Genomic DNA, 18992 nt, shown 5'->3' with positions numbered 1-18992 from the left:
GTGTATGACGCTCCGAATCGGATTGATCGGTCTCGGCATGATGGGTCGGCACCACGCGCGCGTTGCAAGGGAAATCGAAGACGTCGAACTCGTTGCCGTTGCAGACGCGATGGGAGATCCACACAAAGTTGCCGGTGGTCTCCCGCTCTATGATTCAGTAGATCAGCTCATCGCACACGGCATTGACGCTGCCGTTGTGGCAGTCCCAACACGCTTTCACGAGGAAGTCGCGCTCCAGCTAGCTGATGCGGGAATTCACGCACTCATCGAAAAGCCCGTAGCACATTCCCTCGAAGCAGGCGAACGCCTCGTCGAAGCATTCGAAGCCAAAGGCTTGACCGGCGCCGTAGGGCATATTGAACGTTTCAACCCTGCGCTTATGAGCCTTCGCAAACGTTTGGAGAATGGCGACCTGGGCGAGGTTTACCAAATCCACACCCGCCGTCAAGGTCCCTTCCCAGCGCGTATAGCCGATGTCGGTGTGATGAAAGATCTCGGCAGCCACGACGTAGACCTCACTGCCTGGCTCGCACGCTCGGACTTTGCGCATGTCTCTGCTCAAACCGCGTACCAGAGCGGTCGCGAGCACGAAGACATGATGAGCATCTCGGCAAAACTCGAGAGCGGCATCATCACTAATCACCTCGTCAACTGGCTCACGCCTTTCAAAGAGCGCCTCACCCTCGTTACCGGTGAACGAGGGTCGTTCGTCGCCGACACCCTCACTGCAGACCTCACCTATTACGAGAATGGCACGCACGCCACTGAATGGGAGGCAGTCACGTCGTTCCGCGGCGTGACTGAAGGCACTATTACCCGTTTCCAAATCGAGAAGCGTGAGCCTCTCAAAAGTGAGCAAGAAGCTTTCCGCGACCGCATCCTCGGCAAACCCTCAGAGGCCGTGACCTTGCGAGAAGGGCTCCAAGTTCTGCGGGTCTGCGAAGCCGCACTCGAATCCGCGAGAGACGGTCACACGGTCCACCTCGACACAAAGGCCTAATACTTGAGCGAACCGATGATTAGCCCACATGCATTCGTTGGAGAGGGCGTAGAGCTCGGAGCCAATGTGAAAATTGGCCCGGGCGCTGTGATCCTTGGACCCTGTGTCATCGAAGATGATGTCTGGATCGGTCCGGGCGCCCAAATAGGTGCACCACCAGAGATGAGTGACCACGAACAGAATGCTGCCTGGACTGGCGAGCTTCTCCATGCAGGTGTGCGTATTTGTAAGGGTGCGGTGATACGCGAAAACGCAGTCATTCACCAGGGCAGCTATCGCGAGACGACAGTCGGTGACGGATCGTGGATCCTCAACCGTGCATACCTCGCGCACGATGTTCTCGTTGGCGAAGGGGTGACAATCTCTGCTGGAGTCTCTGTTGGCGGCCACTGCGTTATTGGAGACCGCTCAAACATCGGAATGAATGCGAGCATCCATCAGCGTCGTTTCATCGGTGCAGGCTCAATGGTCGGTATGGGCACACCGGTTGCCCGTGACGTTCCGCCCTATACCAAGGCGTACGGATCCCCTTCCCGCGTGCAAGGCGTCAACACGATAGGTATGGAACGCGCAGGCGTACCCCAGTCCGAAATTGAGGCACTCGTTGGCGCCTATGCCACTGGTGATGTACTGCTTGAACAAGCCGAACTGTCGCAATGGAGCGTACTGAACGGCCACCTCTCGGAATGGACCAACCGAGAAGATCGAAAGCCCATGACTTTTGAGCTGACCGAAGGTTAGAAGTGCCGACCCCACTGCTGTTCAAGCTTGAAGGTGTCGCGGACGAGGCGACCACTGCTGCACTCGAATCACTCACAGCTGTGCAGCACGCACAACTGAATTCAGCACTCAACTTTCACTCCCTCACAAACCCGGCAGCGCGGATCGAAGCCAGACTCGTCGTAGGCAGCCCCTCCCGCATGCCCGCGCTCACCGATGAATCCACAATCGATGGATCCGCCGCTGGCGATGCCACTGAAGTTGCGACAATTACAATTCGCAGCACCGCGATTGGCTCACCCGGCCAAGACCGAGAACTTCGCCGCACAATTCGTCTCGGTCACGCTGAAGCCTCCCCGGCGAGCACCGAATCACCCGCGCCACAGTCGCTACCTCGACGCGTCTACCGCGAACTTGAACGCCGAGCCCCTCTTCTGGTCGATGCGGTGCGTGAAACGATCATGAACCGGCGAGAGCAAGCAATCAGCTCCCGCCTACCCCGTTACCCAGGGGGCCCAGCTCACGCATCGCCTGAGGTAATCGATGCCTGGGTGGGTAAACCGCTCGCCCCACCCGCGAACGCGCCTCGGGCAGTGCTTTTCGGCTTGCACTGGCTGCAAACCGGAGGCGCAGAACGCTGGGCAGTTGAATCGATCCAGCTCGCAAAAGACGCAGGCTTCGTGCCGATCGTCGTGACCGACCAGAACTCGGTGCACCCGTGGTCGATCCGCCCCGAACTCGAGGGCGCGCTCATCATCTCGCTGAGCTTCTCCCAACACGAACACAAACTCGATCTCTCGCTAGCGCACGCACTACTCGAGAACTACGACATTCGCGGCATCGTGATCCACCACAGCGAATGGCTCTACCGCAGCCTCCCCTGGATTCGTTCGGTTCGACCAAATATCCCCGTCATAGATTCACTGCACATCGTCGAATACCTCGGTGGCGGTTATCCGGGGTACGCAGCGCACTACGACGAACACATCGACACGCATCACGTCATTTCGCCGCAACTTGTGCAGTGGCTCACCAGGGTGCAGGGTGTGGATCAAGAGAAGCTCGCGCTCGCCCCACTTACCGCACTCACAGTTGAAGCGCTCGGCGAGTTTAAGCCGCATGACCCCGCAAAGCCACTCGTCATCGCGTTTGTCGGCAGACTCTCGAGACAGAAACGCCCCGACGTCTTTCTCGGACTCGTGCGGCGTCTGCGCAAGCAAGGCGTCAGATTCCGCGCAATTCTGCACGGCGACGGCGAACTGCGCAACCTTGTCGATGGACTCATCGCCCAGATGAAATTGAGCGACGTCATCGAACAACGCTTCGAAGATGTACCGGTCAATGACACATTATCCGAAGCAGACGTTCTTATTGTCACGTCGATCAATGAGGGTCTGACGCTCACCACCTTTGAGGCGATCGCTGCGGGCATTCCGGTGATCTCGACAGACGTAGGTTCGCAGAGCACAATAGTTCAAGGGGATGCTCTACTCCCCCGCCCTGCACGCCCGTTTATCAAAGGTGCCTCTGCACTTATCGCAAACTTTGAGCGGGATGAAGCTTTGCGAGAAAGTATTTGGGACGAGCAGCAAGAGCGAGTCAAAGAATTTTCAGCGCTTCCGACTGCGCACGAATGGATGAAGGGGTACTTCGAATCATGGCAGGCGTAGCCGCAGTAGTTGTGACGTTCAATCGTCTCGAAAAACTCAAGAAGGTCATTGCGTCGATTGAGGCGCAGGAACACGCTCCATCGCACCTCGTGATTGTCGACAACGCGTCGACAGACGGCACTGGCGAGTACCTCGCTCAGCTCACATCACCCCTACCTCACGAGGTAGTTTCGCTCGAAACGAATACGGGCGGTGCCGGTGGGTTCTCCGCTGGGATGCGGCGCGGGTACGAACTCGGTGCAGATTTCGTGTGGATCATGGACGACGACGGTTATCCGGAACCTGATGCCCTAGCGAAGCTAGACGCGGGCCTTACCGAAGCGAGTGCCGCGCTTGGTGCACAAGTGCCCTTCGCCTGCTCGATGGTCACATTCACCGACGGTGAAATCTGCGAAATGAACAACCCAGTTCCCACCTGGGACTGGGGGCGTCTACTCGTCAAGGGTCAGCGCAATGTGCTGGTCTCGCAGTGTTCTTTCGTATCGGTTCTCATTCCTCGTTGGGTGATCGCAATGCACGGCCTCCCCTACAAGGAGTACTTCATCTGGTTCGATGACGCTGAGTACACGATCCGCATCTCGCGCGAAACACCGGGGATCCAGGTTCTCGACAGCGTCACCGTGCACGACATGGGCGAGAACAAGGGCGTCAACTGGGGCATGGTTGACGAGAAGAACGCTTGGAAGTTTGCGTACGGAGCGCGTAACCAAGCCTCGTTCCATTGGCACCATCGGTCGAAGCCGCACTTCCTCGTGTTCGCGGCTCAGGTACTCGTTGGAATGCGCCGCGGAAAGGTTTCACGCAAGCTCCAGCGCGGAATTCGCAAGAAGCTGTGGGAAGGCGTTCGCTTCAACCCACAGATCGATCGCGTCGCGTAATCTACTCTGACCCCGGACTCACCGAAAGGTGATCCGGGGTTTTGCTTTGCGAACCGAACTTGACAACTCGGGAAACAAGCATATTCTTAGTTATGGTCAAGTTGACTATAACTAATGAAGGTGTGGGCGGAGGTGCGAGATGCGCTACGAGCAAGCAAGCGTCAGCGAGCGACGCACCATGCCTCCCGCGATCGCGGTGTCCGCTGTCGCCTTCGCAATTGAGCCGCCAGAGGATGCGCTGCTCGGTAAGACTGGCGAGCGAGTGGGCACAGAGACCACCCTGTGGATCCCGCTGGTGCGCCGCACCCGCGAACCGTTCGCCGGGTACTGGGCGCTCCCCGGTGGCCCGACCGAGTGGCACGAAACCCTCACCGACACAGCCCTCCGCACACTCACGGCGGCGGTGCTGCGCGAACCCGCATACCTCGAACAGCTCTACGCGTTTGGTGCGGTGGAGCGATCCGCCCAGGCACAACGCCTCGTCACCATCGCCTACTGGGCCCAATACGGCGAGCGCGAACTCGCCTCACCCCCGGCACGCCCAACGCCCCCGCAGCAGAGCGAGAGGGGGCGGGCGCGGTGGGACGATCCACACCCCGAACCCGCACCCACGAACCACGCCGACGCGACGCCCGACCCGAACGTGGCCTGGTTCTCGGCAGACCGCCTGCCCGAGCTCGCGTTCGACCACCGAGAGATCGTCGAGTACGCGCTCTGGCGCCTGCGCGTGAAAACCGAGTACTCGGCAGTCGCGCACCGCTTTCTCGGCCCCGAGTTCACGCTCGCCCAACTGCGCCGCGTGCACGAGGCAATTCTCGGCCAACAGGTCGACCCCGCGAACTTCAGGCGCCAGGTGCTCGCCACCAAAACCCTCTCAGAGACCGGTGATTATCTCACCGGGTCTGCGCATCGACCCGCGAAGTTGTACCGGTTTAGCGCGGATCCAGAATCTACAGCCCCCGAGCCCATGGCGCCCCACAAGGTGTCAAGCACACAGGATTCGGCACCAAAAGACCACACCCTCACCACATCACTCCAAGGGAGCATGCAATGACTAGCGTGCAAGAACTCATCCGTACTGCGGCGAGCGCTGAGAAGACCATCGGGGGCATCTCGCCCGGGTCGATCACGCTTGAGGGCCGCAAGCCGATCGCGCTGAAGTCGACTGGCACCTGCGACGTTGACCTGACGGTCGCTCCGTGGGAGGTCGACGAGAAGCCGGGTTACGGGCCGGGTGCGAATACGCAGGATGAGATTCCGCAGACGGCGCCGCGCCAGGGGCCGCTGCCCGAGCGGTACCGCAACGCGACAGACGAAGAGCTTGACCGGTGGATCCGCGATGCGAAGGCAACGCTCGGCGACCGGGTGAGCATTCTCGGGCACTTCTACCAGCGCGACGAGATCGTGCAGTACGCAGACTTCATCGGTGACTCATTCATGCTCGCGCAGGCGGCAAAGGATCGCCCAGAGGCCGAGTCGTTCGTATTCTGCGGCGTGCACTTCATGGCCGAGACCTGTGACGTGCTATCGACGCCCGAGCAGTCGGTGATTCTGCCAAACCTCGCCGCGGGCTGCTCGATGGCAGACATGGCGACGATCGACCAGGTCGAGGCCTGCTGGGAGGCGCTCATGGGCACGCTCGGGGAGACCGCTGCTGACGGACGCCAGTCGGTGATTCCGGTCACGTACATGAACTCGTCGGCCGCGATCAAGGCGTTCTGCGGTCGCAATGGCGGCATCGTCTGCACCTCATCGAACGCGCACACGGTGCTCGAGTGGGCGTTCGAGCGCGGCCAGCGCGTCGTGTTCTTCCCCGACCAGCACCTCGGGCGCAACACCGCGAAGGCGATGGGCATTACTGAAGACGAGATGCCACTCTGGCGCCCGCACCTTCCGCTCGGCGGCAACACCGCAAAGCAGTTGAGCGATGCCAAGGTCATTCTTTGGAACGGCTTCTGCTCAGTGCACAAGCGGTTCACCGTGGCACAGATCGACAAGGCCCGCGCGGAGTACCCCGGTGTGCGCGTGATCGTGCACCCAGAGTGCCCCGCCCCGGTCGTTGAGGCGGCTGATGGATCGGGATCCACCGACTACATACGCAAGCAAATCGAGGCCGCAGCCCCCGGTACCATTTTCGCCGTCGGCACCGAGATCAACCTCGTGAACCGCCTGCAGCAACAGCACCCCGACCTCACGATCTTCTGCCTCGACCCGGTCATCTGCCCGTGCTCGACGATGTACCGCATCCACCCGGCCTACCTCGCATGGACGCTCGAGGCACTCGTGCGCGGCGAGACCCCGAACCAGATTCGCGTCGACGAGTCGGTCGCGCACGATTCGCGGGTCGCACTCGAGCGCATGCTCGCCGCACGGCCGTGATCCGCTGATGATCCACACCCAGCACGCGCACGTGCTTGTGATTGGCACCGGGGTCGCGGGGTTCTCGGCGGCGCTCAGTGCTGCGGGGGCCGGGGCCGACGTGACCCTCGTCTCGGCCGGCACCGACCTCGCGACCCGCGGCGGCAACACGCAGCTCGCCCAGGGCGGCATTGCTGCGGCGATTGGTGCGGGCGATGATCCATCGAAGCACGCCGCTGACACCGTGGCCGCGGGCGCCGGGCTCGTCGACGCCATCGCGGCCGGGGTGCTCACTGCCGACGGGACGCGCGCGGTTCGCGACATGATTGCGGCGGGCTTCGCGGTGGATCGAGACGCCTCAGGCCACCCCACGCTGGGCATGGAGGGTGCGCACGGCCAGCACCGCATCGTACACGCGGGCGAGGACCGCTCGGGCGCCGCACTGCACGCGTTTCTGCGCATGGAAGTTGCGAGCGAGGTGTGCACCGGGCGCATTGCGGTGCTCTACGAACGCACGGTAGTTGGGCTCGATGTTCGCGATGGCGAGGTGCGCGGGGCGCTCTTGCGCGATACGTCTGGGGTCGTGCATGCGCACGCTGCCGACGCGGTGGTGCTCGCGACCGGCGGCTACGCCGGCCTCTATCCGCGCAGCACGAACGCCGAGGGGGTGCGCGGCGACGGGATACTGCTCGCTGCCCGCGCCGGAGCGCTGCTCGCAGACCTCGAGTTCGTGCAGTTTCATCCGACTGTTATTCACGGCACCGGGTCGCTCGTCTCCGAGGCCGTGCGCGGGGCCGGTGCGGTGCTGCGCGACGGAGCCGGGGCGCGGTTCATGGAGGTCGCGCACCCGCAGGGCGACCTCGCGTCGCGCGACGTGGTGTCGCGCGAGATCCACCGAGTGCTGCGCGAGCGCGGCGACGACGCCGTGTGGCTCGACGCGACAGGCATCGAACGCGAGGGCGGCCCGGGAACGCTGCAGAAGCGCTTCCCGTCGATCACCGCTGCTGCCCGCGCGCACGGCTTTGACTGGGCGCGCGAGCCGATTCCGGTCTCCCCCGCCGCGCACTACTCCATGGGTGGGGTCGTCACCGATCTCGATGCGCGCACGAGCGTGCCCGGGCTCTTCGCCGCGGGCGAGGTCGCCTCAACCGGAGTGCACGGTGCCAACCGGCTCGCGTCGAACTCGCTGCTCGAAGGGCTCGTGTTTGGTGCGCGGGCCGGGCGCGCTGCGGCCGGGGCGGGTGATGTCGGGCTCGGAGGTCGTGTCACGGGCGCTCGCGGGTCTGAGTGGCTTGCGCCGGGTGCCTTTGCGGATCTCGAGCGCGAACAACTGCTCGTCGCCATCGCGGGCGATGCTGCTGCTCACCAGGCCGGACACGCTGTGGATCTCACTAGCGGGGGCAGCCAGGTCCGCTCTGACACAACTCGCGTCTCAGAGGCGATCGGTACGGGCCTCGGAATCGTGCGGCACGCTGACGACTTCCGGGCCGCCTCCGAGGTGTTCTCCACCTCGACGTCGCCTTCTGCACAGCTCGCCTCGCTCATCCTCGCCGCTGCCGAGGCCCGCACCGAATCCCGAGGCGCGCACCAGCGCAGCGACTACCCCGAGACCGACCCCGCGCAGGCCGTCAGGCGCTCGGTGCGGGCGGTGTTTGAGGGCTCGCATCTCGCGGAGAGGGTGGACGCTCTGCGATCCACCGCGAACCACGCACCCACGACTGGCGCCGAAGCAACCGGCGCCCCCGCGCTCGAACCAACGACCACCCACTGAAGGAGCCCCACCCGTGCTCACCCCCAACACCATCGAACGTTCCGTGCGCGAAGCGCTTACCGAGGATGCGCCCTGGGGCGACCTCACTGCCGAGCTTGCGATTCCGGCAGACGCCCAGCTCACCGCCGACATCGTCGCGCGCGAACCGGGCGTTTGGGCGGGCGGCTCCGTCGTCGCAGAGTGCTTTCGCCAGGTTGATCCGCGCATCAAGGTGACCGGCTTCGCCCCCGAGGGCACCGCATTCGAGGTTGGTGACACGCTCGCCCGCATCTCGGGCCCGGCCCGCGGAGTGCTCACCGCCGAACGCACCGCGCTGAATTTCAGCCAGCGCATGAGCGGCATCGCGACCCTCACCTCCGAGTACGTTCGCGCCGTCGCGGGCACGCACGCGCAGATCGCCGACACCCGCAAGACGACACCGGGGTTGCGTGCGTTCGAGAAGCACGCGGTCGCCGCAGGCGGTGGATCAAATCACCGCTTCGGCCTCTCCGACGCGATCATGATCAAAGACAATCACCTCGCAGCTTTGGGTGCCGTCGACGACGCGACGACCACCGCTGCGCTGCGCGAGCTGCGCCGGCGCGCGGGTCACACGGTGTCGATCATCGTTGAGGTGGATCGCCTCGACCAACTCGACGCCGTGCTTGCGGCGGGCGTCACCGGGGTGCTGCTCGACAACTTCTCGCTCGAAGACCTTGTCGAGGGCGTGCGCCGTATCGACGGCCGCGCGGTCGCCGAGGCGAGCGGAGGGGTGAACCTCGACACCGTCGCAGACATCGCCCGCACCGGGGTCGACGTCATCTCAGTCGGGCGGCTCACGCACGGGTTCCGCGCGCTCGACCTCGGGCTCGATGCAGTAGAGGCTGGGGCTGTACCTGCTGACGCTATGGGCCCCGCCGTTACCGAGCCCGCAACGCCATGAATGCTCTTGCTGGGGGGCCTGCGCCCGATCCACACGCCCGCTACCTCGACGCCGCCGCAACCGCGCCGCTGCGCCCCGAGGCACTCGCAGCGATGCTCGCCGTGTACCAGGCGGGCCCGGGCAACCCATCGAGCGTGCACGGGCCGGGTCACCGCGCCGCCGGCACCGTAGATCACGCCCGTCACACCCTCGCCGACGCCTTCGGGGTGCGCCCGTCCGAGGTCGTCTTCAGCTCCGGCGGCACCGAGGCGAACAACCTCGCCATCATCGGGCTTTCGCTCGCAAACCCCCGCGGCAAACACCTGGTCACGACACCGATCGAGCACCCGTCGGTGCTCGAAAGTTGCCGGTTTCTCGAGCGGGTGCACGGGTTCGAGCTGACGCTCGTCGATGTGGATCACGACGGGCGCGTCACCCCCTCAGCCCTCTCGCGTGCGCTCAGGCCAGACACCACCCTCGTGAGCATCGGGCTCGCGAACGCCGAGGTCGGTACCGTGCAAGACCTGCCCTCGCTGGTTGGCGTGGTGCGGGAGTGCGGTGCGCTGATCCACACCGATGCGGTGCAGGCGGCGGCGGCGCTGCCCGTATCGCTCGCTTCGGGGGCGTGGCCGGGGCCTGACATTGATGCGCTGACTGTGGCGTCGCACAAGTTCGGCGGGCCGCAGGGCGCGGGTGCGCTGCTCGTGCGGCAGAATTTGGCGATCGAGCCCGTGCTGCACGGCGGCGGTCAGGAGCGCGGGCTGCGCTCGGGCACCGAGAATGTTGCGGCGATCGCCGGGTTCGCCGCCGCGGTTGCCGCCTCGCGCGTCGACGTCGGGAGCCACGCAATCGCCCTCATGGAGTCACGCGATGAGTTGGTTGCGCGCGTGCTTGCCGAGGTTCCTGGGGCTCGGGTCACTGGGCACCCGAGCGAGCGGCTGCCGGGACACGCGTCGTTTGTGGTCGAGGGCATCAGCGGTGAGTCAGTGCTCGTCGCGCTCGACACGGCGGGGTTTGCGGTGTCGAGTGGATCCGCCTGCGCTGCCGGACACGACGAAGCCTCGCCCGCGCTGCTCGCCATGGGCATCGAGCCAGAGCTTGCCCAGACCGCGATCCGCTTCACCCTGCACCGCCCGCTTGAGGCCGACGACCTTGAGCGCATAGTCGGGGTCATCGCCTCGGAGCGCGCCCGGCGTTGATTCAGGCGGCGCGATCGCCGGGGAGCCCGCCGCTCACGAAGCGTCGGAACAAAACCCGCTTGAGTGACGCCGGCATGAGCCGATACGCGCCCTTCATGAGCACATTGCGCAGATATTCACCGCGAGTGATGAACCCGATCTTGCGCATCGCGCCCTGCAACTTCCACTCGGTTCTCGCCTCGCGCCACCCACCGCGGCGCGCGAACGCTCCGGCGCCGACGCGATACAGCACCAGTGGATCCGCAATGTTTTCAACCCAAGCCCCCGACGCGATGAGCCGCACACCCAGCCAGTAGTCTTCCATCTTGCCGAACGGCTCGTACCTGCCGACCCGATCGAGCGCCGATATGCGATACATCATGGTCGGGTGGTTGAAGGGGTTGTGGGTGCGAGCGTGATTGCGGATCCGCTCGGCCCCAACGGGAGGAATGCGATCCGACACCGGCCGCGTCGGGTCGTGCTCGAACTCCGCCATGCCCGTGCCAACGAGGTCAAACCCGTCGCAGAGCATCGCCCACTGGCGCTCGAAGCGGTCGGGGCGCGAGACATCGTCGGCGTCCATGCGGGCGACCACCGGTTGCGTGCAGGCATCGAGGCCGACATTAAGCGCGCGGGTGAGGCCTTGGTTCGTAGGCAGCCGCACAATAGTGACCGGGATCGGGCTCTCGCGCTCAATGCGCTCGAGCTCTGTCGCGAGTTCGACCGGCACTGGGCCGTCTTGCACGATGACCGCCTCGGTCGGTCGCAGCGTCTGATCGTTTACCGAGCTCTCGAACGCGAGCCTCAGGAACTCTGCGTTGTCGCCCGCGTATACGGGCAGGAGCAGGGAAAACGTGGCGTTGGTGTGCATGACTCCTCTAGCTTAGGGCGCTTGACCCGAGTGAGCATGAGCGAGGTCGGGGTGCCCGAATTCGCTGGCCTGTCGATCAGAATGCGCAGCTTCACCTGCACTATGCGCAATGCCCGCGTCGCAAACCGATGGCTCACGTATGTTCGTCGCAAGATAGGAGAAATATGTCTAACCCAACTGTGCGGCCTGAGCCTGCCCCGAATGAGCATTCGCAGATCGCCCCGCCCTCAGGGCCGCCTTCAGTCCCGCCAGTGGTGCTGCCTCCAGCCCCACCTCAGAAGACTGAACGCAAGACCCTCGCCATCGTTGCCCTCGTGCTTGGCATCGTGGGCTTCATCATGGCCTGCATACCTTTTGTAACGTGGTTCGCTGGAATCGCTCTACTCGGCGCACTCGTACTCTCGCTCGTCGCACTCTTCAAGAAAAACCAGGGCGGCAAAGGCTTCAGTATTGCGGGCCTCGCACTCTCGGTCATCGGTGGAATCGTGTCCATCTTTGTAGGTTTGATCTCGCTCGGTCTTCTCGGACAGAGCATGCTTGAGGAGGGCCAGCTGAGTGGCGTCTACTCCGGAACTGAGGGCACTGCTTCTGCTGGCGCAGAAGCAGACCTCGTTGTCGAGGAAGTCGTGTTCGGCCGCTCAAGCTACGATGAGTCGGTCTGGTGGTTTGCGGTGATCCTCGAGAACCCAAACGAAGACTTCGCTTTCGAGGGTGCATCAATTGAGGCGCTCGATTCGAACGGGACCATCCTCGACACTTCGTCGAGCTATCAGACCTTTCTCTCCGGCCGGTCAGCTATCGCTGGGGAGTTCTACTCAGTCGGAGATTCGGAGATCGACTCACTCGACGTGAGATTTCCATCAGCCTCTGAGGCCACTCGAATCTCAGCGAGCGACCTGGGCACGTTTGAAGTTACCGACATTGCGCCTACTACCGACGACTACTTCACCACGATTCACGGCAAGGTGACGAGCACCTTCGCTGAGGAGCAGGAACTTATCGAAGTCGTCGTAATCGCGCGCGATGCCGCTGGCAGCATCATCGCGTCAGGCTCCAATTATGTTGAGCGCATACCCTCTGAAGGCAGCGCACAGTTTGAAGTAATGTTCAGCGATCCACTGCCCGCAGACACCACCTACGAGGCATACGCGGCGGTGTAGCTGTATTCGAGAGGGTCGGGCACGCAGCACTAGCGAACTACGCGCGGCGCTCGGCCTTCTCGAGGCGCTCTACCTCGACCATCACGTCGACCGGTACTCCGGTGCCACGCAGCACGTCACGCGTCGAGCGCGGCTTCGTTCGAGTGCCATCGCGCCAGCCACGCTTCAGGCAGTCTTGCAACTGCGCGCGATCCGCCGACGCTTTGAACGTACGCACCCAGCGCCTAAGCGTCGCGGCCTCGTACAGCGCCTTCTCCCACGGGTACAGCGCGTCGCTCGCACGGAACACCCACAGCTTGTTGCGCACCTCGTAGTAGAAACGCGGCCCCGGGTCAGCGTCGCTCGATCCACGCTTTGCGGTCTTGTGCACCACCACCGAGGCTGGCGTGTAGAGCCCCCGAGCACCGCGCAGCAGGCGGGCCGAGAACTCGAAGTCATCGTTCCAGAGAAAGTACTCGGCGATCGGCAGACCGAGCTCGCGCACGCGTGAGGCACGCAAGAACGCCGAAACGAACGAGATCGAGCGGATCTCCATCGCACCCACGCTCGCCGCCCGGTCACGCTCTGCCTTATCAGCGCGAATCTTGGCCTTTGGCGTGTTCATCGGATGGTCCTCGCCATCGGTCCACACGACTCGCGAACCCATGACTGCCAGGTCGTCGGGCCCATTCGCCCGGTACCGCTCGTGTGTCTCAAGCGCACCCGCGAGCGCCTCTGGCTGCGGCACGGTGTCGTCATCCATGACCCACACCCACTCGGTCTCCTCGTCGGCAACGGCCGCCGCGATACCAACCGCGAAGCCCCCCGCGCCGCCGGTGTTCACGTCCAACCGGATCAATCGCGCGCGCTCACCCCACCCCTCAAGGATTTCCTCGGCAACCTCGGTCGAGCCATCAGTCGACGCGTTGTCTACGACGATAAGCCGATCCACGGGTCGCGTCTGCGCGGCGAGCGCCTCAAGCGCCTCTCGCAACAGCTCGCGTCGGTTGTATGCGACCAGCACTGCCGTAACGCGCATAAATCCTCTCCCGCTGACCCTCATTGAGTGGTCAGTTTGCTGCACCTTTTTGCCAACTGCTGCACCAAAGTGACCACTGAACTAGTTATTCTACGTGACCGCTTCTGAACAACGCACCGACCTAGCCGGCGGCCTCCTCGGTCTCGGGCACGGGGGTCGCGGCGGCGACACCCTCGGCGACGAGCTGCTGAATATCCGCGTAAATGGGGAACTCGGGATCCACAGCCGGTGGAACGAGCTCAACATCGACCGGCGTGTGCGCCCGCGCCTTGTCAGCGAGATCGACAAACCGCCCAAGCATCGAATCGGGAATATCGGTCTGCACGAGCTGTGACCCGGCCTTTGCGATCTCCTGGAAGCGCAAGAGCACATTCGCCGGGCTCATCTGTGCGAGGATCGCCGCCTGCAAGTCGCGCTGGCGTTGCATGCGGTCATAGTCGCCGTTCACCGAGCCGTAGCGCGAACGCGCGAACCACTGCGCGTGGTACCCGTCGAGATGCTGCTCGCCCGCGGGGATCCACGACTCAACGTTCACGAGTTCGCCCGTATACTCATCGATGCTGCCGCCGATCGGCAGGTCCTCGGGCACCGTCACGGTGACCCCACCCAGGGCGTCGATGATGCTCGAGAAAGCATCCATGTTGAGCAGCACGTAGAACTGCACGTCGAGCCCTGTCGCGCCGTGCACGGCGTCTTTGGTCGCCTCGATGCCGGGCGACGAGCCGCGCGACACCGCGTCGGGGTAGAGCCCGCCGTAGATATCTGGGAAGTCGGTAACCTCTGTGTAGATCGCGTTAAGGTAGCAGGTCGTGTAGCAGCCACCCCAGTCGCCGAACACGTTGGGCGCGACGCCGAACCCGTTCGGGTGCAGTTCGTGCATCGGCGACGATTCGGGGAACGGCATCTCGATGAGCTCGCGCGGCAGGCCCACAATGACCGACTGGCCGGTCTCGGCGTTCACGCTTACGAGCGAGATCGAGTCGGGGCGCATGCCCTCGCGGTCCGAGCCGGCGTCGGTGCCGAGCAGCAGAATGTTGTAGCGGCCGTCGACCGGCGCGACCGCGGGCGCACCCACAAAAATATCGCCAATGGTGGATCGCCCAGCCCCCACCAAGGTAGACGCCCACGCGGCACCCGCAACGGGAACCACCGTGAGTAGAACAGAGAGCATCGCGATCGGTAGTCGCCAGCCGCGTTTGACCTTCACTATCCGAGTGAGGCGCAGCGTGTCGAACCCGAGCACCAGCCAGATCACCGCGACCGCGAGAATGATCCACTGCAGTGCGAACAGGAAAATACCGTTCGTGAGCACCGACAGGGTCGCGGTGCGCGCCCAGATGAGACCGGCGAGGGTGGCGAGGCCGAGGATCCACACGATAACTGTGACGGTGAGGCCGAACCTCCCGAGCTTTCGATTGCCCGCGAGCAACTGCGCGATGCCAGGAAACAGGAACCCGAGTATGACGAGCCAGCGCGCCCGCTTGGTCATGAGCGGAGGCGAGGTGAGGTCTGGGTTACGCAGCGGCCGCTCGAGGTCGAAAGCGGGGCCGAAGCCAGCGACGTCGTGTGTCGCGACTCCGCTCATGCGCCGTACCCCTCAGGGTTCGCGGACTGCCAAGCCCACGAGTCCCGGCACGCGTCAGCAAGTGTGCGCATCGTCTGCCAGTCGAGTTCGCGATTCGCCTTCGACGGGTTCGCCACGGTCTCGGCGACGTCGCCCTCGCGCGGCGGCACGACCACGTAGGGAATCTCGCGCCCGGCCGCCTCACCGAACGCGCGCACCACCTCGAGCACGCTCGAACCGGTTCCCGACCCGAGGTTGTACGTCGCAACCCCCGGAATGATGCGCTCGAGTGCGGCCGCGTGGCCCTCGGCGAGATCCATGACGTGAATGTAGTCGCGCACGCCCGTGCCGTCGGGCGTCGGGTACGTGTCGCCAAAGACGCTGAGCTTCTCGCGCTTGCCGACCGCCACCTGCGCGATGAACGGCATGAGGTTGTTCGGAATCCCCGACGGATCCTCGCCAATGCGCCCCGACTCGTGCGCGCCCACCGGGTTGAAGTAGCGCAGCAGCACCGCACCGAGCCCCGGCCACGCGACCTGCGCATCGCGGATCATCTGCTCGATCATCGCCTTCGACCAACCATATGGGTTCGTGAGACCCACACCGACCTGGTGCTCCTCGTCTTGCGGCACGTACTCGGGGTCGCCATACACAGTCGCACTCGACGAAAACACGAGCTTGTCGACGCCACGCTCGCGCATGATGTCGAGCAGGTTCAGCGTCGAATCGATGTTCACTCGGTAGTAGCGCGTGGGTTGCGCGACTGATTCGCCCACTGCCTTGAGTCCCGCGAAGTGGATCACCGCTTCGAAGTCGACCCCAGCCAAGGCAGCGTCGGCCGCTTCGCGATTCGCGAGATCCGCCTCGATGACCTCGATGGAACGGCCCGTCAGCTCTTCAACCCGCCGCACCGACTCGCTGCTCGAATTCGAAAAATCATCGAGCACAACCACGTCGTGGCCGCGTTCGAGCAGCACGAGAGCAGTGTGGGAGCCAATGTACCCGGCCCCGCCGGTGAGAAGAACACGCATAGCAAGCAGGGTACTTCGCAAGACTGAGCAGAACCGCGAGGCACTCCGTGAACTCACAGGGTAGGGCGCACATCTGGTGATTTGCGGCCCCCTAGAATAGGTGGAAGCTATGCTCAACATGCACACGGGAGGTAGTAATGGCGACGCTCAGCCTCATCGCCGAACCCTTCCCCGATTGGGAAGCTCCGATGCATTTTGCGGGCGCACACGACCTGGTCAATGCCATCGCCAGCACGGCTCCCCGCAGTTGTAGCGCGCGATTTCTTCTCGCCCGCGGCAGCCACGCACCCGAGTTCGCTTCGCCGAAGATCGCTGTCGAGGTGCTGCCCATGCGTGCGAGTTCGCTGCCAATTCTCTGGCAGTCGAACGCGACCGCGAGGCCGCTCGACGGCGAAATGACCCACTCGATCACCCCGATGATGCCGCTGCGTGCTCGGAGCGACGACGACGGCACCCAGTCGACCGTCACTGTGCCCCACGCGCTCGCGTGGGAGGCACCCGAGCTGCTTTCACCCGCACAGGCGCGGCTGGTTCGCGCGTTCGTGAAACGGGCCGTGAGGTTCGCCGACATTATCGTGACGACCTCTCACTCAACCGCGTCGCTGCTGCAGAACATGTACGGGTACAACTTGCCCGTGCAGGTGATTCCACCGGTTGCCCCGAACGTGTTGCTTGCCGGCGTCGACTCTGCCGCGAGACGCGCGCGCCTCGGTCTACCCGAGCGTTATATGGTCACCACGGCAAACAACGACGAAGCGGGCCGGCTGCACTGGGTCTACAACGCTCTCGAGGCCGACTCCACGCTCCCACACGTTGTGGTCATCACCGGCCTCGATCCGGTGGTGCAGGGCAAGGGGCAGGCACCCACCTCCGAGCTCGCGAGCCGTATTCCAGAGCGTCTACGCAACCGCATCACTGTGGTGGCCGCCGACGATCTGCGCGACGCGGGTGCTGTCATCTCAGGCGCAAGCCTCATGCTGCAGCCGCAGTCGTTCGCCGCAACCGGTTACCCGGTTATCGCGGCGCTCATGTCGAAGGTTCCGGTGCTGCACGCCGGCGTCGACGCGACGGGTGAGCTCGTGCTCGACGGTGGCCTCGCCGAGTCAGACCCGGTTGGTTTTGCCAGCGCGCTCTCGCGCCTCTTTATCGCGAGCCCCGGCGACGGTACGAGCGAGTTTGAGCGGCTCACCGTGCAAGCAGCGGATCGGGGCCGCACCTTCTCCTGGGAGGGCGTCGCCTGGCAGTTGTGGGAAACCCACGCCACGATCTAGGGCTTCGCAAACCTCTCAGCCAACCCCGCAAGCACTCCGGTCAGTATGATCGTCGCCGCTACCATCGTGACGGTCCCGACCCAGCCGCCGATCCACCCTGTGTTCAAAAAGGCGACGCCACCAACCCAGCCGAGCACGCTCGACCCGGCGTAGTACCCGAGGTAATACAGTGGCGGCGCGAGGCTCACTCCAGCGCGAGTGGCGCGACGGTCGATGAGCCCCGAAGCGATCGAGTGCGCGGCAAAGAACGCCGCCGTGTAGATGACGATGCCGACCATGATCGCGATGAGCGACTCGATCAGCGTGAGCGCGAGACCCCCGAGCATGAGGCCGAGCACGACGAACAGGGTGAAGGTTGGGTTTCGATCCGCTGCGAATCGCCAAACCACCCGCGATGACACCGTGCCCGCCAGGTACGCGAGAAACAGCCACGACACCTGGGCGAGGCTCAGCCCGAACGGTTCGGCCTCGAGCCGGAAGGCGATGTAGTTGTAGGTCGCGACGAACCCGCCCATCAGCAAGAACGCTTGCGCGACGAGCACCATAACGCCGGGGTTTCGCAGGTTCGCGGCGAGAGCCGACCAGAACGGAAGTGACGAGCTGCGATCCACGACCGTGGGCTGCATCGTCGCGAGATATACCGCTGTCGCGAGCGCGGCACACGCTACGATCGCGAGCTGCCCCGCATTTAGGCACCACCAGTCGGCGACCATCGCCGCCACAATGCGCCCCGCGAGCCCACCGACCGTGGTGCCCGCGATGTAGGTGCCCACCGCATGAGGCGCACCCGGCCAACGCGGTCAGATAGCCTCGCGAGCGGCAGCACGCCGAGCGCGACCCCGATCGTCGTGGCGCCGATGACCCACGATGAGGCGTCGGCGCTGACCTGAAATCGGGTTGCGAGCTCTGGCAGCAGCGGCTGCGGAGCATACATGAGCGCGAAGTTCGCGAGACCCGCGCAGAATAGTGCGATGAGTGTGCGCTTGTAGGCGCGGCCGCCTTGCTGAAACCGCCGGTCAGGGACGTCAGACGTGAAGTCGGGTGTGGCGTTCACGCCTATTCGCTGGCGGCAACGCGTGCCTTGAGCGCCGCGTTCTTCTCTTCCACCATGTCGGTGAGGCCTTGCGCATATGCATCGAGCTTCGCGCGCAGTTGTGGATCGCTCGCGCCAAGCACCCGCGCAGCCAGAATGCCCGCGTTCTTCGCACCACCAATCGACACCGTCGCAACGGGGATTCCGCCCGGCATCTGCACAATCGACAGCAGCGAATCGAGCCCGTCGAGCTTCGCGAGCGGCACGGGAACCCCGATCACAGGCAACGTTGTCATCGAAGCAACCATGCCGGGTAGGTGCGCGGCACCACCTGCACCGGCGATGATGACTTTGAGGCCCCGATCCGCCGCCTCGCGCGCGTAGGTGACCATCTTGTCGGGGGTGCGATGCGCGCTCACCACCTCGACCTCGTGCGCGATGCCGAACTCGCGCAGCATCTGCACCGCGTCACTCATCACCGAAAAGTCGGAGTCGGATCCCATGATGATGCCCACGAGTGGGCTGCCGCCCTGGCTCGTTTCGCGCGGCGTCGTTTCGCTCATGGGTC

Annotated in this window: 18 protein-coding genes; 11 read left to right on the top strand and 7 right to left on the bottom strand. The window is 64.1% G+C overall.

Features of this window, described 5'->3' with window-relative positions:
- Window positions 1-4 precede the first annotated feature (4 nt).
- The 9 genes from H9L06_RS09150 to H9L06_RS09110 all read left to right on the top strand — a co-directional run bounded on the left by H9L06_RS09150 (window position 5) and on the right by H9L06_RS09110 (window position 10497).
- On the top strand, window positions 5-1000 hold the full coding sequence (locus tag H9L06_RS09150; RefSeq protein ID WP_187554890.1) for a Gfo/Idh/MocA family protein: 996 nt from the start codon (window positions 5-7) through the stop codon (window positions 998-1000).
- 15 nt (window positions 1001-1015) lie between these two features.
- Window positions 1016-1741, top strand: a complete 726-nt coding sequence (locus tag H9L06_RS09145) for an LbetaH domain-containing protein (RefSeq protein ID WP_187554889.1) — start codon at window positions 1016-1018, stop codon at window positions 1739-1741.
- 2 nt (window positions 1742-1743) lie between these two features.
- Window positions 1744-3390 (top strand): glycosyltransferase, encoded by a 1647-nt coding sequence (locus H9L06_RS09140; protein ID WP_187554888.1) that lies wholly within the window; start codon window positions 1744-1746, stop codon window positions 3388-3390.
- Window positions 3378-4268, top strand: coding sequence for a glycosyltransferase family 2 protein (locus tag H9L06_RS09135; RefSeq protein WP_187554887.1), 891 nt, complete (start codon window positions 3378-3380; stop codon window positions 4266-4268). The genes H9L06_RS09140 and H9L06_RS09135 overlap by 13 nt, the downstream gene beginning before the upstream one ends.
- Before the next feature lie 139 nt (window positions 4269-4407).
- Entirely contained in the window at window positions 4408-5322 is a 915-nt protein-coding gene (locus H9L06_RS09130) for an NUDIX hydrolase (RefSeq protein ID WP_223165191.1), read from the top strand.
- Entirely contained in the window at window positions 5319-6647 is a 1329-nt protein-coding gene (gene nadA, locus H9L06_RS09125; protein ID WP_187554886.1) for a quinolinate synthase NadA, read from the top strand. The genes H9L06_RS09130 and nadA overlap by 4 nt, the downstream gene beginning before the upstream one ends.
- Window positions 6648-6654: 7 nt before the next feature.
- Entirely contained in the window at window positions 6655-8397 is a 1743-nt protein-coding gene (locus tag H9L06_RS09120) for an L-aspartate oxidase (protein ID WP_187554885.1), read from the top strand.
- A gap of 13 nt (window positions 8398-8410) precedes the next feature.
- Window positions 8411-9319, top strand: a complete 909-nt coding sequence (nadC, locus tag H9L06_RS09115) for a carboxylating nicotinate-nucleotide diphosphorylase (RefSeq protein ID WP_187554884.1) — start codon at window positions 8411-8413, stop codon at window positions 9317-9319.
- Window positions 9316-10497: a cysteine desulfurase family protein gene (locus H9L06_RS09110; protein ID WP_187554883.1), complete on the top strand. Its 1182-nt coding sequence runs from the start codon at window positions 9316-9318 to the stop codon at window positions 10495-10497. Before nadC ends, H9L06_RS09110 begins: the two co-directional genes overlap by 4 nt.
- 1 nt (window position 10498) lies before the next feature.
- Here the strand turns inward: H9L06_RS09110 and H9L06_RS09105 are convergent, their stop codons facing one another.
- The gene (locus H9L06_RS09105) at window positions 10499-11347 is read right to left on the bottom strand and encodes a glycosyltransferase (protein WP_187554882.1); all 849 of its coding nucleotides are present in this window, start codon (window positions 11345-11347) and stop codon (window positions 10499-10501) included.
- 164 nt (window positions 11348-11511) lie between these two features.
- Here H9L06_RS09105 and H9L06_RS09100 point away from each other — a divergent pair, with 164 nt between their 5' ends.
- Window positions 11512-12507 (top strand): DUF4190 domain-containing protein, encoded by a 996-nt coding sequence (locus tag H9L06_RS09100; RefSeq protein WP_187554881.1) that lies wholly within the window; start codon window positions 11512-11514, stop codon window positions 12505-12507.
- Window positions 12508-12544: 37 nt separating this feature from the next.
- Here the strand turns inward: H9L06_RS09100 and H9L06_RS09095 are convergent, their stop codons facing one another.
- The 3 genes from H9L06_RS09095 to galE form a co-directional block, all read right to left on the bottom strand.
- Entirely contained in the window at window positions 12545-13525 is a 981-nt protein-coding gene (locus H9L06_RS09095) for a glycosyltransferase (protein WP_187554880.1), read from the bottom strand.
- 121 nt (window positions 13526-13646) lie between these two features.
- Window positions 13647-15110 (bottom strand): LCP family protein, encoded by a 1464-nt coding sequence (locus tag H9L06_RS09090; RefSeq protein WP_187554879.1) that lies wholly within the window; start codon window positions 15108-15110, stop codon window positions 13647-13649.
- Entirely contained in the window at window positions 15107-16120 is a 1014-nt protein-coding gene (gene galE / locus H9L06_RS09085) for a UDP-glucose 4-epimerase GalE (RefSeq protein ID WP_187554878.1), read from the bottom strand. Before galE ends, H9L06_RS09090 begins: the two co-directional genes overlap by 4 nt.
- Before the next feature lie 137 nt (window positions 16121-16257).
- Here galE and H9L06_RS09080 point away from each other — a divergent pair, with 137 nt between their 5' ends.
- Window positions 16258-17391: a glycosyltransferase family protein gene (locus H9L06_RS09080; protein ID WP_187554877.1), complete on the top strand. Its 1134-nt coding sequence runs from the start codon at window positions 16258-16260 to the stop codon at window positions 17389-17391.
- Here H9L06_RS09080 and H9L06_RS09075 read toward each other — a convergent pair.
- From H9L06_RS09075 to purE, 3 genes are read right to left on the bottom strand one after another with little or no spacing between them, the layout of a single operon-like run.
- On the bottom strand, window positions 17388-18164 hold the full coding sequence (locus H9L06_RS09075) for an MFS transporter (protein WP_187554876.1): 777 nt from the start codon (window positions 18162-18164) through the stop codon (window positions 17388-17390). The two genes, H9L06_RS09080 and H9L06_RS09075, sit on opposite strands and share 4 nt — an antisense overlap.
- Window positions 18080-18445 carry an MFS transporter gene (locus H9L06_RS09070; protein ID WP_187554875.1) on the bottom strand — a complete coding sequence of 122 codons (366 nt, stop codon included), beginning with the start codon at window positions 18443-18445 and terminating at the stop codon, window positions 18080-18082. The genes H9L06_RS09075 and H9L06_RS09070 overlap by 85 nt, the downstream gene beginning before the upstream one ends.
- Before the next feature lie 2 nt (window positions 18446-18447).
- A complete protein-coding gene (gene purE, locus H9L06_RS09065; protein WP_187554874.1) occupies window positions 18448-18987 on the bottom strand; it encodes a 5-(carboxyamino)imidazole ribonucleotide mutase in 540 nt (179 codons plus the stop codon).
- Between the last annotated feature and the right edge of the window lie 5 nt (window positions 18988-18992).

This window comes from Leucobacter denitrificans (assembly GCF_014396385.1).
GTDB classification, from domain to species: domain Bacteria; phylum Actinomycetota; class Actinomycetes; order Actinomycetales; family Microbacteriaceae; genus Leucobacter; species Leucobacter denitrificans.
The sequence above is the reverse complement of the archived record's forward strand: the minus strand, read 5'-3'. Positions and strand labels throughout refer to the sequence as shown.

Excerpts from the sequence above, each read along its gene's own strand:
- H9L06_RS09105 (WP_187554882.1), bottom strand. The coding sequence starts at position 11,347 with ATGCACACCAACGCCACGTTTTCCCTGCTCCTGCCCGTATACGCGGGC.
- H9L06_RS09080 (WP_187554877.1), top strand. The coding sequence starts at position 16,258 with ATGGCGACGCTCAGCCTCATCGCCGAACCCTTCCCCGATTGGGAAGCT.
- H9L06_RS09095 (WP_187554880.1), bottom strand. The coding sequence starts at position 13,525 with ATGCGCGTTACGGCAGTGCTGGTCGCATACAACCGACGCGAGCTGTTG.
- galE (WP_187554878.1), bottom strand. The coding sequence starts at position 16,120 with ATGCGTGTTCTTCTCACCGGCGGGGCCGGGTACATTGGCTCCCACACT.
- nadA (WP_187554886.1), top strand. The coding sequence starts at position 5,319 with ATGACTAGCGTGCAAGAACTCATCCGTACTGCGGCGAGCGCTGAGAAG.
- H9L06_RS09100 (WP_187554881.1), top strand. The coding sequence starts at position 11,512 with ATGTCTAACCCAACTGTGCGGCCTGAGCCTGCCCCGAATGAGCATTCG.
- H9L06_RS09150 (WP_187554890.1), top strand. The coding sequence starts at position 5 with ATGACGCTCCGAATCGGATTGATCGGTCTCGGCATGATGGGTCGGCAC.
- H9L06_RS09130 (WP_223165191.1), top strand. The coding sequence starts at position 4,408 with ATGCGCTACGAGCAAGCAAGCGTCAGCGAGCGACGCACCATGCCTCCC.
- H9L06_RS09110 (WP_187554883.1), top strand. The coding sequence starts at position 9,316 with ATGAATGCTCTTGCTGGGGGGCCTGCGCCCGATCCACACGCCCGCTAC.
- H9L06_RS09120 (WP_187554885.1), top strand. The coding sequence starts at position 6,655 with ATGATCCACACCCAGCACGCGCACGTGCTTGTGATTGGCACCGGGGTC.
- purE (WP_187554874.1), bottom strand. The coding sequence starts at position 18,987 with ATGAGCGAAACGACGCCGCGCGAAACGAGCCAGGGCGGCAGCCCACTC.
- H9L06_RS09090 (WP_187554879.1), bottom strand. The coding sequence starts at position 15,110 with ATGAGCGGAGTCGCGACACACGACGTCGCTGGCTTCGGCCCCGCTTTC.
- H9L06_RS09135 (WP_187554887.1), top strand. The coding sequence starts at position 3,378 with ATGGCAGGCGTAGCCGCAGTAGTTGTGACGTTCAATCGTCTCGAAAAA.
- H9L06_RS09145 (WP_187554889.1), top strand. The coding sequence starts at position 1,016 with ATGATTAGCCCACATGCATTCGTTGGAGAGGGCGTAGAGCTCGGAGCC.